This is a genomic window from Achromobacter pestifer, assembly GCF_902859625.1.
GTDB lineage: Bacteria > Pseudomonadota > Gammaproteobacteria > Burkholderiales > Burkholderiaceae_B > Achromobacter > Achromobacter pestifer.
In genome coordinates, this window is the sequence record NZ_CADIJX010000005.1 from 432,772 (window position 1) to 448,064 (window position 15,293).

The 15,293-nt window shown below is 63.5% G+C and carries 15 protein-coding genes; 5 read left to right on the forward strand and 10 right to left on the reverse strand.

Annotated elements, in window-relative coordinates; translation table 11 throughout:
• Positions 1-21: 21 nt before the first annotated feature.
• A complete protein-coding gene (locus tag HV753_RS21115; protein WP_175176539.1) occupies positions 22-891 on the reverse strand; it encodes an alpha/beta hydrolase family protein in 870 nt (289 codons plus the stop codon).
• A gap of 209 nt (positions 892-1,100) precedes the next feature.
• On the opposite strand from HV753_RS21115, the gene HV753_RS21120 reads away from it, so the two are divergent.
• The 3 genes from HV753_RS21120 to HV753_RS21130 all read left to right on the forward strand — a co-directional run bounded on the left by HV753_RS21120 (position 1,101) and on the right by HV753_RS21130 (position 5,210).
• Positions 1,101-1,637, forward strand: coding sequence for a sigma-70 family RNA polymerase sigma factor (locus tag HV753_RS21120; RefSeq protein WP_175176540.1), 537 nt, complete (start codon positions 1,101-1,103; stop codon positions 1,635-1,637).
• Positions 1,616-2,620, forward strand: a complete 1,005-nt coding sequence (locus HV753_RS21125; protein WP_246288337.1) for a FecR domain-containing protein — start codon at positions 1,616-1,618, stop codon at positions 2,618-2,620. Before HV753_RS21120 ends, HV753_RS21125 begins: the two co-directional genes overlap by 22 nt.
• 106 nt (positions 2,621-2,726) lie before the next feature.
• On the forward strand, positions 2,727-5,210 hold the full coding sequence (locus HV753_RS21130; RefSeq protein ID WP_246288338.1) for a TonB-dependent siderophore receptor: 2,484 nt from the start codon (positions 2,727-2,729) through the stop codon (positions 5,208-5,210).
• Between the two features lie 16 nt (positions 5,211-5,226).
• Here HV753_RS21130 and HV753_RS21135 read toward each other — a convergent pair whose 3' ends face one another.
• Together HV753_RS21135 and ytfE are read right to left on the reverse strand one after the other, a co-directional pair.
• On the reverse strand, positions 5,227-6,144 hold the full coding sequence (locus HV753_RS21135) for a DUF808 domain-containing protein (protein ID WP_175176541.1): 918 nt from the start codon (positions 6,142-6,144) through the stop codon (positions 5,227-5,229).
• Positions 6,145-6,189: 45 nt separating this feature from the next.
• On the reverse strand, positions 6,190-6,861 hold the full coding sequence (ytfE, locus tag HV753_RS21140) for an iron-sulfur cluster repair protein YtfE (RefSeq protein WP_175176542.1): 672 nt from the start codon (positions 6,859-6,861) through the stop codon (positions 6,190-6,192).
• Between the two features lie 153 nt (positions 6,862-7,014).
• On the opposite strand from ytfE, the gene norR reads away from it, so the two are divergent.
• Positions 7,015-8,544 carry a nitric oxide reductase transcriptional regulator NorR gene (gene norR, locus HV753_RS21145; RefSeq protein WP_175176543.1) on the forward strand — a complete coding sequence of 510 codons (1,530 nt, stop codon included), beginning with the start codon at positions 7,015-7,017 and terminating at the stop codon, positions 8,542-8,544.
• 33 nt (positions 8,545-8,577) lie between these two features.
• Here the strand turns inward: norR and HV753_RS21150 are convergent, their stop codons facing one another.
• The 7 genes from HV753_RS21150 to HV753_RS21180 form a co-directional block, all read right to left on the reverse strand.
• Complete coding sequence (locus tag HV753_RS21150; RefSeq protein WP_246288339.1) at positions 8,578-11,001, reverse strand: TonB-dependent siderophore receptor; 2,424 nt, start codon at positions 10,999-11,001, stop codon at positions 8,578-8,580.
• 113 nt (positions 11,002-11,114) lie between these two features.
• Entirely contained in the window at positions 11,115-12,074 is a 960-nt protein-coding gene (locus HV753_RS21155) for a FecR family protein (protein WP_175176544.1), read from the reverse strand.
• Positions 12,071-12,616: an RNA polymerase sigma factor gene (locus tag HV753_RS21160; RefSeq protein WP_175176545.1), complete on the reverse strand. Its 546-nt coding sequence runs from the start codon at positions 12,614-12,616 to the stop codon at positions 12,071-12,073. Before HV753_RS21160 ends, HV753_RS21155 begins: the two co-directional genes overlap by 4 nt.
• A gap of 133 nt (positions 12,617-12,749) precedes the next feature.
• Positions 12,750-13,106: a gamma-glutamylcyclotransferase family protein gene (locus tag HV753_RS21165; protein WP_175176546.1), complete on the reverse strand. Its 357-nt coding sequence runs from the start codon at positions 13,104-13,106 to the stop codon at positions 12,750-12,752.
• A gap of 91 nt (positions 13,107-13,197) precedes the next feature.
• Complete coding sequence (locus HV753_RS21170) at positions 13,198-13,734, reverse strand: hypothetical protein (protein WP_175176547.1); 537 nt, start codon at positions 13,732-13,734, stop codon at positions 13,198-13,200.
• A 131-nt stretch (positions 13,735-13,865) separates the two neighbouring features.
• Positions 13,866-14,123, reverse strand: coding sequence for a hypothetical protein (locus tag HV753_RS21175; protein ID WP_175176548.1), 258 nt, complete (start codon positions 14,121-14,123; stop codon positions 13,866-13,868).
• A gap of 41 nt (positions 14,124-14,164) precedes the next feature.
• The gene (locus HV753_RS21180) at positions 14,165-14,368 is read right to left on the reverse strand and encodes a cold-shock protein (RefSeq protein WP_006223700.1); all 204 of its coding nucleotides are present in this window, start codon (positions 14,366-14,368) and stop codon (positions 14,165-14,167) included.
• Between the two features lie 463 nt (positions 14,369-14,831).
• Between HV753_RS21180 and HV753_RS21185 the strand changes: the two genes are divergently transcribed.
• Positions 14,832-15,275 carry a hypothetical protein gene (locus HV753_RS21185; RefSeq protein ID WP_175176549.1) on the forward strand — a complete coding sequence of 148 codons (444 nt, stop codon included), beginning with the start codon at positions 14,832-14,834 and terminating at the stop codon, positions 15,273-15,275.
• Positions 15,276-15,293: the final 18 nt, after the last annotated feature.

A 15,293-nucleotide genomic window follows, 5' to 3' on the forward strand; every position in this document is an offset into this window, starting at 1 on the left:
CCGCAGCCGCGTCCAGCGATATCAATTACGTTCATGTCGCAGCTTGTGCAGCGCATCCGCCAGGAAGTCCTGCACCTGGCCCACGCATTTCAAGCCGTCGTGCGGCACGTTTTCCACCACGTCCAGCACGGCCTTCACGCCCTGGGCTTCAAACGAACGGCGCAGCGACTCCAGGCGCTCGGGGCGCGTCTTGCCGGCGTCGTTGGCGCCCGGCATGAAGAACTTGCCGCCTTCGCGATGGGTGATTTCCCAGGTTTCCAGATCGGCCTTGCCGACGATCATGTGGACTGCCACCTGCTTGAGCGCTTCGATGTCGACGCGCTTGCCAAAGCGGGCTTCCGCATCGCGCACACCGACCCACCAGTCCTGGCTGGGGTCCAGCAGCGTGACCGAACCCGGAGCGCCGATCGACACCGCCCACAGGCTTTCCGGATGCAGATACGCGAAGCGGTTGACGAACTGGCCGCCGCCCGAATAACCGAACAGGCCGAACTTCTTGAAATCGCGGCCGAACTTCTCGCCGACTTCAGCCACCATATCCAGCAGGATCTGGTCGTAGCGGATGTCGCCTTCGATCAGTTGCTTGAAACCGTCGCGATTGCCGTCACCCAACGGACCCACGGGGAACAGCGGGCACAGCACGATGCAGTCGTTCCAGCGCGCGAACTCGGCAAACGCATCGCGGTATTCCACGAAGGCGCGGCCGGTGCCGTGCATGATCACCACCAGTTCCATCGGATGCTTGGCGGTGTCGATGTGCGGAGGCACATACATGCAGTAGGAAAAGCGCGGATCGGTACGGGCCGCAAAGACGGTGCTGTGACCCAGGTCGTACATGGCCCGCGCGCGGGCGGCGTCGGGTTGGATAGCGGGAGCTGCGTTGGACTGCATGATTTCCTCGTTTCCATGGCCGCGCGGGCGGGCGCATGGTCTATGCCGGTGGTCGAAACAATAATCACATAAATTGGCGCCAATTTTAGGCATAGCCCTTTCCATCAACAAGGCAGGGGATTCCCTAGGCCGGCACGCCCGGCCGTTGTTTCGCCACCACCCCGGCCAGCCCATGGCTCATATACAATTGGGAATCATTATCAATATATATGCGTACGGGCAGGACCCGGCGTGTTGGGGATCCTGCCGTGGATGTCGTCCAGACACTCTATGCCGGCCATCACGGATGGCTCAGAAACTGGCTGAACAAGCGCCTGGGCAATACGTCCGATGCTGCCGACCTGGCGCAGGACACGTTCACGCGCATTCTTGAGGCACGCCGCAAACCTGGTGCAGAAGCGCTTCGGCTGCAAGAGCCACGCGCCTATCTGACCACCGTCGCCAAGCATGTGTTGTGCAACTTCCACCGTCGGCAATCGCTGGAACGCGCCTGGTTGGACGCCCTGGCGCAGATGCCCGAGCGCACCTCGCCCTCGCCCGAACAGCGGCTGCTGATCCTGGAAACGCTGCACCAGATCGACGCCATGTTGGATGGACTACCCGCCAAAGCGCGGGCCGCCTTTCTGATGGCCCAGCTGGATGGCATGACCTACTTGCAGATCGCCAACGCCCTGTCCGTCACCGACCGCACGGTGCGCCGCTACATGGCACAGGCTTTTGAACAATGCCTGATGCTGGCCGCCTGATGGGTAGCATGCGCGAAGCTCCGCTGGACCGCATGGCGTTGCGCCAGGCCGCACAATGGTTGATGCGCCTGCACGCCGGCGCCGAACCCGCTCCAGAAGCCTTCCAGGAATGGGAACGCTGGCGCGCGCAAAGCCCGGACAACGAGCGCGCCTGGCAACGCGCGCAGCAATTCAACACCCAGTTCAGCACGCTGCCGCCCGATCTGGCGCGCGCCGCGCTCAACCGCAAGATGCCCCGGCGCAAGGCACTGGCAACGTTGGGCGGCATGGCGGTGGGCCTGCCGGCCGCCTGGGCCGCCTGGCGCATGGCGCCCTGGTCCAGCTGGGCGGCCGAATACCGCACCGCGACCGGCGTGCGCCGTGAAATCCGGCTGGCCGACGGCAGCACCGTGCAGATGAACACCGCCAGCGCCATGGACGTTGCCTTTGACGCCACGATCCGTCGCGTGATCCTCCGGTCTGGCGAAATCCTGGTGCGTACCGCCACCGACCCTGCGCACCCGGCCATGGCGCGGCCGTTCCTGGTATCGACCGAATCCGGCGCGATCCGCACGCAGGACGCGCGTTTCACCGTTCGGCAGAGCGGGCCGGACTGCCGCGTCTCGGTGCTCGACGGCGCGGTGGAGATCGCTTCCGGCAACACTCCCAGCCAACGCCTGCGCGTGACCGCGGGCCAGTGCATCCGGTTCGACAAGACCGGCGCCGACCCCGTGCAAGCCCTGCCTGCGGGTGCGGGTGAATGGGCGCGCGGCGTCCTGGTGGCCGACAACATGCGGCTGGCGGACTTCCTGGATGAACTCGCCCGCTACCGTCCCGGCATCGTGCGCTGCGACCCTGCCGTGGCCGATCTGCGCCTGTCCGGCGGGTTCCAGTTGCAAGACACCGACCGCATCTTGTCCCTGCTGCCCATCACCCTGCCCGTGCGCGTGACGACCCGAACCCGATACTGGGTCACGGTAGAGGCAAAGAGCGCATCGGCCTGAATCGCCGCGTCGTTACAACTTCACCCGTCTTTGCATGTCCGCTTTTCTCCGTTCGCGTGTCAACAACCCCAGCAACACCACAACACGCCCTTCCTCGGAGAACCCCATGGCGCATCGCCGTCCTGGCTCACGGCCAGCTTTGACCCGCACGTCCGCTTCCCTCTCGCCGGCCAAGCGCCTGCCTCACGCCGTCCGGGGCGCGCTGCTGGCGCTGGCCTTGACCGGCGCCGCAGGCACGCTGCACGCCCAATCGGCCCCCGCCGCGCAAGGCGTGCGCAGCTATGCGATTCCAGCGGGTCCGCTGGGGCCGGCGCTGTCGCGCTATGCAGGGGAGTCCGGCATCAACCTGGCGATTGATCCTGCGCTGGTGGCGGGCCGAAGCACGCAAGGACTATCGGGTGAATATGGCGCACGCGCGGGCTTGGACCGCTTGTTGAAGGACTCCGGCCTGGCCGGCCACCCCTCGGGCACGGACGGCTATGTGCTGCGTCCGGTCGTCGCCGCCGACGCCACCACCTTGTCCGAAGTCAAAGTCAGCGCCGACGCGCTACGCGACGGCAAGACGGAAGACACGCAGTCCTACACCGGATCGACCAGCGCCACGAAACTGAATCTGTCGCTGCGCGAAACGCCGCAATCCGTCAGCGTCATTACGCGGCAGCAGATGGAAGACCAGGGCCTGAACACCATCCAGGACGTGCTGGGGCAGACCACCGGCATCTCGGTCGACAAGAGCACGGCCACGCAGGAATACACGCAGGTCTATTCGCGCGGCTTCACCGTGGACACGTACATGCTCGACGGCATTCCGACGTCGAGCCAACTGGAAGGCATCACCTTCGACACCGCCATCTACGACCGCGTGGAAGTGGTGCGCGGCGCCACGGGCCTGGTCAGCGGCACCGGCAGCCCCGCCGCCGCGGTCAACCTGGTGCGCAAGCGCCCCACCCGCGATTTCTCGGGCTCGGTCTCGGCCAGCGCGGGCTCGTGGGACCGCTATCGGGCCGAGGCCGACCTGTCGGGTTCGCTCGTTGACAACGGCCGCATCCGCGGGCGCATCGTCGCCGCGCATCAAGATTACGGTTCGTTCATCAGCCGCGTGAAACAACAAAAGGATGTGTTCTACGGCATCGTGGAAGCCGACTTGACCGACTCCACGCTGCTGACCGCCGGGATCACCTATCAAGACGACCGCACGGACAACGCCAGCCGTGGCTTCCCGGCATTCTTCAGCGACGGGACGGTGACCGATTTCTCGCGCCGCATGAACGGCGCGGCGGATTGGAGCTACTACAACCGCAAACAGACGTCCGTGTTCGGCAGCCTGGAACACACATTCGCCAACGACTGGACTGCCAAGGCCATCGTCAACTACACCCAGAACGACTACGACGCCTTGCAGGGCTACGCTCAAAACGGCTACCCCGATCGCGAGACCGGCGCCGGCGCGGGCCTATGGCTAGCCAATTGGCACGGCCGCCCCAAACAGACGTCGGTGGACCTGTACGCCACGGGCCCCTTCACACTGCTGGGCCGTCAGCATGAGCTGGTATTCGGCGTCAGCGCATCGCGCTATGAACAGGGCGGCGCCACCTTCCCCAACTGGCGCCTGCCGGGATATGACGCATCGATCCCCGACATCTTCAACTGGAATGGCCATTCGCCCAAGCCCGAATACGCGGGCACGGAAACCGGCAGCTCCACCACCCGCGAAGAAGAACTGGGCATCTACGCCACCGCGCGCCTGCGGCCCACCGATCGCTTCTCGATCATCCTGGGCGGCCGCTATACCGACTGGAAGCGCGACGTCGACAGCCAATATTTCGACGGCACCAGCATCAACGACAAGCTGCGAGAAAAGGGCAAGATCACCCCGTTTGCGGGTGTGGTCTACGACCTGGACGACAACTGGTCCGTCTATGCCAGCTACACCAGCATCTTCAAGCCGCAGGCGTACCGCGACCGCAACAACAGCTTCCTGCCGCCGCTTGAAGGCGACAACTACGAGTTGGGCGTCAAAGGCGAGTTCTTCAACGGCGCACTGAACGCCAGCGCAGCCGTCTTTGAACTGAAGCAGGACAATCTGGCCGAGATGGACCCCGACAACATCTGGGTCACCGGCGGCGGGGGCGGTTCCTATGCATACCGCACGGTGCAGGGCGTGACCTCGCGCGGATTCGAGATGGAGCTATCGGGCGAGTTGCAACCCGGCTGGCAAATGATCGCCGGCTATAGCTACCGTCAATTGAAGGATGGCGACGGTCACCGCGTCTCTACCTGGCAGCCCAACAGCCTGTTCCGGCTTTGGACCACGTACCGCTTGCCGGGCGCGTGGCATCCGCTGACCGTCGGCGGCGGCGTCACCTGGCAGAGCAGCATCGCCCAGGCCGACTACGGCCCCCATGACGAGACCTTCAAGCAGGACGCCTATGCGCTGGTCGGCCTGATGGCGCGCTACGACTTCAACCGCCATCTGTCGGCCACGCTGAACGTCAACAACCTGTTGGACAAGAAGTACTACTCGACCGGCTTCGGCGGCTTCTATGGCGATCCGCGCAACGCAATGCTGACGATGAAGTACCGCTTCTAACGCGCGGCCTTGAAGGTCAGCCTTTCTTGAACAGGCGCTTGACCCCGCTGACCACCCCCAGCACCACCGCCCCGGCCACGATGCCGAACAAGGCGTTGAGCACGGTGGAAATCAGCGCATGCACCACGCCGCCCCCGCCCACCGCGGCGGCGGCTTGTTCGATGGCGGCCGCCACTGGCGCAATGCCATGCGTCAGGATGGTGCCGCCCACCATGAACATGGCCGCCGTACCCACCACCGACAAGGTCTTCATCAGGTAGGGTGCCGCGCCCACGATGCGCTTGCCCAGCCAAGCCACGGCCTGCGACCGCTTCTGGCTCAGGTACAGGCCAAGATCGTCCAGTTTGACGATGCCCGCCACCAGGCCATAGACCCCCACCGTCATCGCAATGGCGATGATCGACAGCACCAGCACCTGGCGCGTGAAGTCAGCATCCGCCACGGCCCCCAGGCTGATGACGATGATCTCGGCGGACAGAATGAAATCGGTGCGTACCGCGCCTTTGATCTTGTCGCGCTCGAACGCAACCATGTCCACGGAGGTGTCCTGCAAGGCCTCAGCCCGCGCCGCGTGGTTGCCTTCAGACGACTCGCCGTGCGGCAAGAACTTGTGCGCCAGTTTCTCCACGCCTTCAAAGCAGAGAAACGCGCCGCCCAGCATCAGCAGCGGCGTCACGGCCCAAGGCGCGAAGGCGCTGATCAACAACGCCGACGGCACCAGGATCAGCTTGTTGAGGAAGGATCCCCGAGCCACCGCCCACACGACGGGCAGCTCCCGGTTGACCGGCACGCCGCTGACTTGCTGCGCGTTCAGTGCCAGGTCGTCACCCAGCACCCCAGCCGTCTTCTTGGCCGCCACTTTGGTCATGACGGAGACGTCATCCAGAATCGTGGCGATGTCGTCGAACAATGCGAAGAAACTGCTTCCGGCCATCAAGCATCCCCTGTGCCCTAAGGAGATCCGAGTGTACAGGCGGCGTCAATTGCGCGCCGACGCGGCGGCGTCGTCAAACAGGATGTTGTTTTCCAGATGAATGTGCGCCATCAGGTCTTCCTTGAACGTGCGGATACCCAGGTACAGGGCCCGCCAGGTATTGCACGCGGCGCGCGGCAAAGTCAGGTCATGCGTCAACGCCAGCAGGCGTTCCAATGCCACGCCATGGTCGTCGTGCTCCATGCGCATCACCATGATCGGCATGGTCGCCATGGCCCCGTGCCCCCGGGCCAGCATGGGAAACAACACTTGCTCTTCCTTCTGCATGTGGCTTTCCAATTCCTGATGCATCGTGCGCAGGTGGTCGGCCAGCCCTGCCGGACAATCCGGGCTGTCGGCATGCACCTGCTCCACCTTCAGGGCAAGCCGGATCAGCTCGGGCAATTGCTGACGATGCACGTCGTGATAGCGCGCCAGAATGTGATCGATCAGTTCGGCAGGTGATGCTTGGCCCCAATCGGTTTCCTGGGGCGGGTTTCTGGATAGCGCGATCAAGCGCGCCTCAATCTGCGCCGGATCCAACGACCGCTGGGTCGCCGCCTCGGCCAGGCTCTTCTTGCCGCCACAGCAAAAATCCAGTTCGTATTCATGAAACACCTGCGTGGCGCCAGGAATGCTGCGGGCCAACTGGCCCAGGGATTGCTCAACCATGCTCATTGCGTCTCTCCATTCATGATGACGGGCACCTGGATAGACGCGAAAAGCGTGCCAGAAAAACCTTGCTTAAAATCAATAACTTGCAAAATTCAGGGTAGATATCACCGTCGCATCTTGGGGTTTTAATCACCCTTGAACGGTAAAATCCACCCTATGCAAAACCTCCTGCTTGCCGATCTGGTGGCCGATCTGCCGCCCGCCGTCCGCCTGCAACGGCTGATATCCAGTCTGCGCGCGCATTTCCGCTGCGGCGCCGTGGCCTTGTTGCAGCAAGAGGAAGACCATCTGCGGCCCATCGCGGTGGACGGCCTGACCCAAGACGCACTGGGCCGCCGCTTTGCCATCCACCAACACCCGCGCCTGGCCGCCATTCTTGCCCGTCGCGGCGTCACCTGTTTTCACCACGACAGCACCCTGCCCGATCCCTACGACGGCCTGATCAACGGCATGGCTGGCGAACCGCTGCCGGTCCACGATTGCATGGGCACCAGCCTGCACGTCGAAGGCAAACCCTGGGGCGTACTGACGCTTGATGCGCTGGAAGTCGGCACCTTCGACGCTGAGGCCCAATCCGAACTGCGCGACGCCATCGTGCTGGTGGAAGCGGCCCTGCGCACCACCCGGCTGGAAACCGAGATCCGCGCCCTGCGCGAAGCCCGCGGCCCCACGCAGGCGGATAGCGTGGCGCCGGATCGCCACGAAATCCTGGGCAACAGCGAAGCCATCGCCCGCCTGCTGCACGAGATCGACGTCGTGGCCGACTCGGAACTGCCTATCCTTTTATTGGGTGAAACCGGCGTCGGCAAGGAGTTGTTTGCCCACCGCGTACACCGCCTGTCGCGCCGCGCCGGCAAGCCCTTGGTGCACGTGAACTGTGCCGCCCTGCCGGAATCCCTGGCGGAAAGCGAATTGTTCGGCCACGCCAAAGGCGCGTTCTCCGGTGCCGTCACTGATCGGCCCGGCCGCTTCGAGGCCGCCAATGGCGGCACCCTGCTCCTGGATGAAGTGGGTGAACTGCCGCTGGGGGTCCAGGCCAAGCTATTGCGCACCTTGCAGAATGGCGAGATCCAGCGCCTGGGCGACGATCGCCCCCGCACCGTGGACGTGCGCATCGTGGCCGCCACCAACCGCAGCCTGCGCGATCTGGTGCGCGCAGGCGACTTCCGTGCCGACCTCTACCATCGCCTGTCCGTGTACCCGATTCCGATCCCGCCCCTGCGCGAACGCGGCAACGACGTGCTGCTGCTGGCCGGTCGCTATCTGGAATTGAACCGTGCGCGCCTTGGCCTGCGCAGCCTGCGGCTGTCCGCCGACGCCGAAGAAATGCTGCGCCGCTATTCCTGGCCCGGCAACGTGCGGGAACTGGAACACGTGATCAGCCGGGCCGCCATCAAGGCGGTCAGCCATGGGGCCGACCGCAACGACATCGTGACGCTTGGCGTGAACCTGCTGGACGTGTCCGACCATGGCGCACCCATCTCCATCCCGAGCGCGCTTCCCCCCGACGAGGCGCCGGCTGGCGGCGGCTTGTCATTGCGGGACGCCGTGGATGCCTGCCAGCGCCAGGCAATACGGCAAGCGCTGCGGGCGCACCAAGACAACTGGGCGCACGCCGCGCGCGCACTCGATGTGGACGCCAGCAACCTGCACAAACTGGCGCGGCGCCTGGGCCTCAAGCCTTGAGCTTGAAAGCGGCTGTCATTCACCGCGGCATCGTCAATACGTCGCCCGCATGTTCAGCATCACGCTACGCGGCTCGCCGTAATAGTTCGACCCATATGCTGCCCACACGCGCTGGTAATAGACCTTGTCGAACAGGTTGTTCACCGTCAATGTCGCTTCCAGGTGCTTGTTGAAACGGTAGCCGGCTTGCGCGGATACCGTGGTGTAGGGCCGCTGCTCGAATTTCACCGGCCCGTTCAAGCGGTACATGCTGCTGACGCTGCGCAAACCCGCCCCCAGCGACAAGCCTTCCAGCGTGCCCGTGGCGAATGAGTACTTCGTCCACAAATTGAAGGTATGGCGCGGCGTGATGAAAGCGTATTGCTGCGACTTCTGCTCTTCCGTGCCTTTCAGGGTTTTCGTCGTGGTGTAGGCATAGCCGGCCGTGATGTCCCAACCCGGTGCCGGGCTGCCGCTGATCTCGGCCTCGAAGCCCTGGCTGCGCATCTTGCCCGCCGCCATCGAGAACAGCGGATTGTCGGGGTCCGTCATGGCACGGTTTTCGTCTTCCATGCGGAACAGCGCGGCGTGGCCGTTCAGGCGCTTGTCCAGGAACTCGCCCTTCAAGCCGATCTCGAACTGTTTGCCGGTGCGCGGGTCCAGCAACTGACCATTCACATCGGTCGTGGTTTGCGGCGTGAAGATGCTGGTGTAGCTGGCGTAGGCCGACAACTGCTCGTTCAGGTCCACCACCAGGCCCAGGTAGGGCGTGAACTTGCCGTTGATATTGCTCTTGGTGTTGGTGAATTGATTGAAGTAGGCGTTGCGGTTCTGCGTTGTGTTTTCCCACCACGTCAGGCGGCTGCCCGCGATGAAGGTGGCCGCATCGGTCACGCGCAGGTTGGCGCGCGCATACAGGCCATACTGCTGCGTCTTGCCGTTATTGCCGTTGGTGTATTCGTAGTCGGGCTTGGGAACGTCGTTGTCCGGGTGGTACAGATTGATGTCCGCGCCGTCGCCGCCGCCGTACTGGAAGTTCTTGTGGACATTGCGGTAGTCGGCGCCCACGGTCAGTTCGTGCTTGCGGCCGAATGCCTCGAAGGGCGTGGCCACGAAAGCATCCAGGCCGTAGGTCTTCCAATGGCTGCGGTACTTCCAGGTGACCAGGCAGGTGTCGCCCGTGATGGGATCCACCGCGCAATCGGACCAGCCGAATTCGCGGCTGGGCTCGTCCTGTTCACGATAGATGCCGCTGACCTTGATGCGGCCGCCGTTGGACAGACGGTGTTCCACGTCCGCGAAATACTCGGTGACTTCCTCGGTGATGTGGTTCCAGCTGGGGTCCAGGTTGGTGGAGCGGCGCACGTCCAGCAACGTGCCGTCGGTGTAGCCCGGCAGGCCGAAGAACGGACGGCCCTTGTATTGCTGATAGGTCGCGCCGGCGGTCAACGTGGTGTCCGGCGTCAGGTCGAAGCCCAGCGTGCCGTAGAACAGCGGCTTCTGGGTATAGACGCCATCGACGAATGACCGGCGGTCGTCATAGGACGCAACCAAGCGGCCGCGCAACCGGCCGTCCGAGTCCAACGGGCCGGTAATGTCAGCTTCGGTGTAGTAGCGGTCCCACGAACCCGTCATGACCTGGCCGCTGAATCCGAACTCCTTCTGCGCGCGCTTGCGCACCAGGTTCACGGTGCCGCCCGGATCCCCCGCGCCCTGATACAGGCCGGACGGGCCGCGCAGGACTTCGATGCGGTCATAGATGGCCAGGCCAAAACCAGCGGACAAATCGTTGCCGGTACTGGCGGGCGTGTTCACGCCGTCCACCTGGATCGTGTCCAGCGCGTAGCCGCGCGAATAGAAGTTGCCGTGGTTACCGCCGATGCTGCCTGCTTCCACGGTGATGCCCGTGACGGTACGCATCGCATCGTCCAGGTTCACCAGGTTCTGGTCGTCCAGCAATTGGCGCGTCACGACCGATACCGACTGCGGAATCTCGCGCACGCTTTGTGAATTCTTACCCAAGGTGACAGCGGCGGCGGTGTAGGAACCCGTACCTTCGGTCGTTGCCAGATCCCGTCCCGTGACCGTCACCGGCGCCAGTGTCGTGGCATCCGGCGCCGACTGGCCGGCGGGTGAGCGGACGACGAAGCCCGCCCCGCTGGGAACGGCGACCAATCCGCTTTGCGCCAAGAGGCGGTCCAGCGCGGCCTTGGGCGTCAAGGTGCCAGACACCGCGGGTGCGTTCAGGCCAGCCACGGACGCAGGGCTGAACAGCACCTGCACTTGCGCCTGACGGCCCAGCGTCACCAGCGCATCCGCCAGGCTGCCGGCGGGCACATCAAACGATTGCGCCGTGGCAGGTTGTGCATGGGCCACGGCTGGCGCCAGCGCCTGGCCCAGCCCGGCACCGACCGACAGCGCGCACAGAATTGCGTAACGGCCAGCAGTCAGCCGGCGTTGAATATGGCGTTGCGCCATGGACTTTCCCCAGTCAAGAAGTGGATCTTCAAAGGGGAAGACGCGCCAGGCGGCGGAACCCGTACTTGTTAAGAAAAAAAATTATTCGCACTCGCAAATAGGCCCGCGGACGCCTAGCGGCTGGCGATCACCGCCGCGCCGTCCGGCCGCCGGTTGAGCGTCACGGGCAACAAGCCGGGCAGCATGTCCAGAAAGGCTTCGGGCTGGCGCAAGTCCAAGGTGCCCGATAGGCGAAGGCCACGGGCGCGCTCGTCAGCGAAACGCACCGGTGCGTCACGATATAGGCCCAGGTAGCCCGCCAGTTGCTGCAAGGTGGCGTCGTGGACCACCACCACGCCGTCCTGCCACGCACCGATTTCGGTCGCGGGCACTTGTTGACGCCGCAACAAGCGGGCGTTCAAACGAGACAGCAGCACCGTGTCGCCGGCTTTCAGCGTCTGCCGGGCCGAGGCATCCGAGCCACCCGCATCCAGCAGCACCTGGCCGCTGCGCACGCCGACTTGCAGCGAATCGGGCAGCAACAACACATTGAATTCGGTGCCGATGTCTCGCAGTTCGGCATCTCCGGCCGTCACGATCAACGGCCGGCGATCGGGCGCCGCGTTGATGAAGACTTCCCCCCCATCGATGCGGATGTGGCGTTCGGCCAACGTGTAGCGCACGCTGACCCGCGTGCCCACATTGGCGTGAATGCGAGAGCCGTCCGGCAGATCCACGTCGCGCGTCTCGGTGGACGCATTGGCCACGGAGGTGTAGTTGACCGGCATGTACTGGTAGGCCGCGCCCACCGCCAACGCCAACGCCGCCAACGCCCCGCCCCACCGCAAGAACACGGGACGGCGCGCAGGCTGCTGAGCCTGCGCCCGGGTGCGCACCGAGGCCTGACGCGGCAATGCCGCCATGTCGTCCCAGACCTGGGTAAGGCGTTCGTATTCCTGCCGATGCAAAGGCGATTGCGCCAGCCAGGCCTGAAAAGCCTGCTCAGCGCCGGCGTCGGATGCACGATCCTGGCGGCGCATGAACCATGCGCTTGCGGCCTCTTCGATAGCGGATAAGGGGGGAGATTGAGTCATGACGCTTCGCCGTGGACCCGGCGTTTGCAGTGCGCCAGAGCCAGTTGCAGGTGCTTTTCCACCGCCCGCACGGATATGCCCATGTGGTCGGCGATCTCCTCGCAACGCAGCTCATCATACCGATAAAGCAAAAAGGCCTCGCGTTGGCGCGGGGGCATGTCATCAATGGCGGCTTGCAGCAAACGCAGACGCTGATTGGTATCGGCGCGCGCTTCGGGCTGGTGTCCCGCGTGGGCAGCCAAGCTGCCTGTTGGCGGTTCAAAATCCTGATCATCCAGGCTGGCCACGACGTGTTCACCGCGCACACCCTCGCGGCGCCAATGGTCGCGCAGCAGATTGCGGGCGATCTCATAGAGATAAGCGCGCGGCTTTTCCGGAGGTTCCGCGCCATGGCTGGCGGCCAGCCATTTGGCGAACGTCTCCTGCGCCAGATCCCGAGCGGTATCTGGCGAACGCTTGAGTTGCCGGTTCAGAAAGCCGACAAGCTCTGTGTTCCACGCTTTGTACGCTTCGGCGATCACGCCGAAGAACCGCTCCCCCATGATGCCCCTAAGTCGATGTCCGCCGCGCGCTCAATCAACCAGGCGCGTCTTCATGGCGTGAATCAGATGATAATGATTCTTATTGTATCAACAATATGGGACACCGCCCAAAGGGCTGGGCAAGCGAATGCGGTCAGGCCTTGATGTAGACCCAGGCGTGCACGCCGGACTTCAGCAACACCGACACGCGCTTGTAGTCGGACACTTCATAGCTGTCGGCAGCCTGCAATTCCTTCTGGCTGATCTCGAACACCATGCCCGGAACCTCGTCCTTCGGGTCGTAGCTGGCAAATACGATCGGGTGCTTGGCCTTGCCGCTGGTCTTCAGGACCTCGGGGTCGGTGATGTCCACCCAATGCTGCACATAGCCCGTCATCGCGTCGGGCCGGCCGGTGAGCTCCCTGCCGAAATTGGCCAGTTGCACCGCCTTGTCTTGCAGGGTTCCGTAGGAGAAAAGCAGAATCGACGCTTCGTGTGATTCAGGCACCATCGTGTCCTTAAGGAAAAATCATTGCGTGTTAATGACTTTACACCAGCGTGTGTCGCCTGGCCTGCCAGCGGACACCGCCGGCAGGCGCTGCTTACACCCAGGAAGCAGGCCAGCGGGCCAGGCGCGTCACCCCGCCTTCCACGTCTTCGTACACGGCAAGCACGCCGCGCTTGTTGCGCAAGACGACGACGCGCTTGCCGTCGAATTCATTGATATGGCTGTAGTGCGCGGGTTCTTTCGCGCCGCCATCCAACTGGTAGGCCGTCTTGGCTCGATCGACGAAGTCGTCATCGCCACGCACAAGCCGCGTCACGCCCGGTCGAACGCACACCGGTGCCGCGGCCCGGGACGGGCTGGCATCGGTGTCCGCGATGAAGTGCGCAATCCGCGCCTTTACCTTGAAGGGAGTGCATTCGGCCTGCGCGGTCTCGCGGCTCAATAGGCGTTGCCGCATGTCCTGCGGCAATTCGTGCCACTGGCTCAACAGGGCCGCGCCAAGAACGGCCAGGATGCGTTGCTCGTCATGGTCCAGTTGCTCAAGCGCGAATGATCTGGCCTGCGCCGCGAATCGCGCGCCGCCTTCATCGTCTGATCGCGCCCTGCCTGCCCTGCCGGTCGAATTCAGCATGCGAATCTCCTGGGGCGTGCGGGTGAAAATACCGACGAAATGACTAGCCTGCGTCGCCGGAAAACAAAAGGCCGCCCGTCGAAATCAGGGCGGCCCGGTCAGGCATGCTCGCAGCGCGATGCTGCGAGACGTCACGCTGGCCTGGCATGCGAATCAACGACAAGCCGGCCATGATTGATCGCGGCATCCACCGCCATGCCCGGGCTGGAGACGAATCCGCCAGATGCGAACAACGGCACGGCATGATGCTCGTTGAGTTTGTCCTGATCCGCCGCAAGCTCCACGGCAACCGTTGCTGTGAAGGCGGGCCGGCCGCTGCCCCCGACTGAAATCCGGGAAACACTGGCGGTCAGCCGATAACCCTTGTAGACCATATTGTTGTGCAACATGAAACCCCCTATTTGATCAAAAGGCCCCGCAGGGCCTTCATTCACAAAGCGCGGATTTGCGTGGCGTGGGGGCCTTTGGCGCCCTGTGCGGTCACATAGCTGACGCGCTGGTTTTCCAGCAGCACCTTGTGGCCGTCGCTCACGATTTCCGAGAAATGCGCGAACAGATCCTTGCCGCCGTTCTCGGGCATGATGAATCCGAATCCTTTTGCATCGTTGAACCACTTCACGATTCCGGTTTCCATAATCTCTCTCCTTTAAAAGCGGGCACCGCCCGCGAAGATGAGCCTGTCAAGGAAAGGACTGCGAACAATGAAGCGCCCCCAAGGGGTGCAAGACCGGACGAAAATCACGATGCTCGAAAAGCTTCAAGTTCACTATGGGTCCAGGGGGGTCTAAAGTCAATCAGCGTTTCCGATTACCACCAAATACTTATTTTGGAGGCTTTTGACGGTTGATTCGACACAGATGCAGACATTACGAGCCATACGGAGCCCGCTTTCTTTGCTTATTGCGTAACCAAGGCTGCTTTTGCATACGACCGCGGAATAAAGCGCGTATCCTGGACCAATGGTGCTTGAACGCGCGTTGCCTCGCCGTGTCGCCATACAGGAGTATGGCCATGTCCGTCCATCGCAATAATGTCCCGCAATCCCTTGCAAGCTTGCACCTCAAGCCTATAGCGCACGCGCTGATCGCAGAAAGCACTTGAGCGCTATCAGAAGGTCGATCGCCAAATTCGCCAACGCTTGCGTCAAGCTGCTTCCGCCGGCATCCCCGCCGCCACCGCGAAGCGGCGGCGAACCCAAGCGAGAAGTACAGCGTGAACACGCTGCCATTGCATCGCCGTGGCGCATCTATCGCATATATGCCCGGCCCGGGCACCTGCTGATGCGCAATGAGCAAGGCCGCATCCTGGACCTTGGCGTCATGAAGGGCGCCGAACCCAATCTGGGGTACCGGCTTTTCGCGCGCGACCTGCAAGGCAAGGGCTTCGCCACACGCGGCCTGCTGTTGGACGACATCGCCCGCCGCATCGAAGCCGGAGAAATCGGCAAGGAACTGCTGAACCTGCCCGATTGGGATCAGGCGCTGGGCGCAGACCTGGATCGCGGCACGCATACGGATGTGTCGATGAAGCTGGGCCGCTAGGCCGGCAGCACCCCTTGC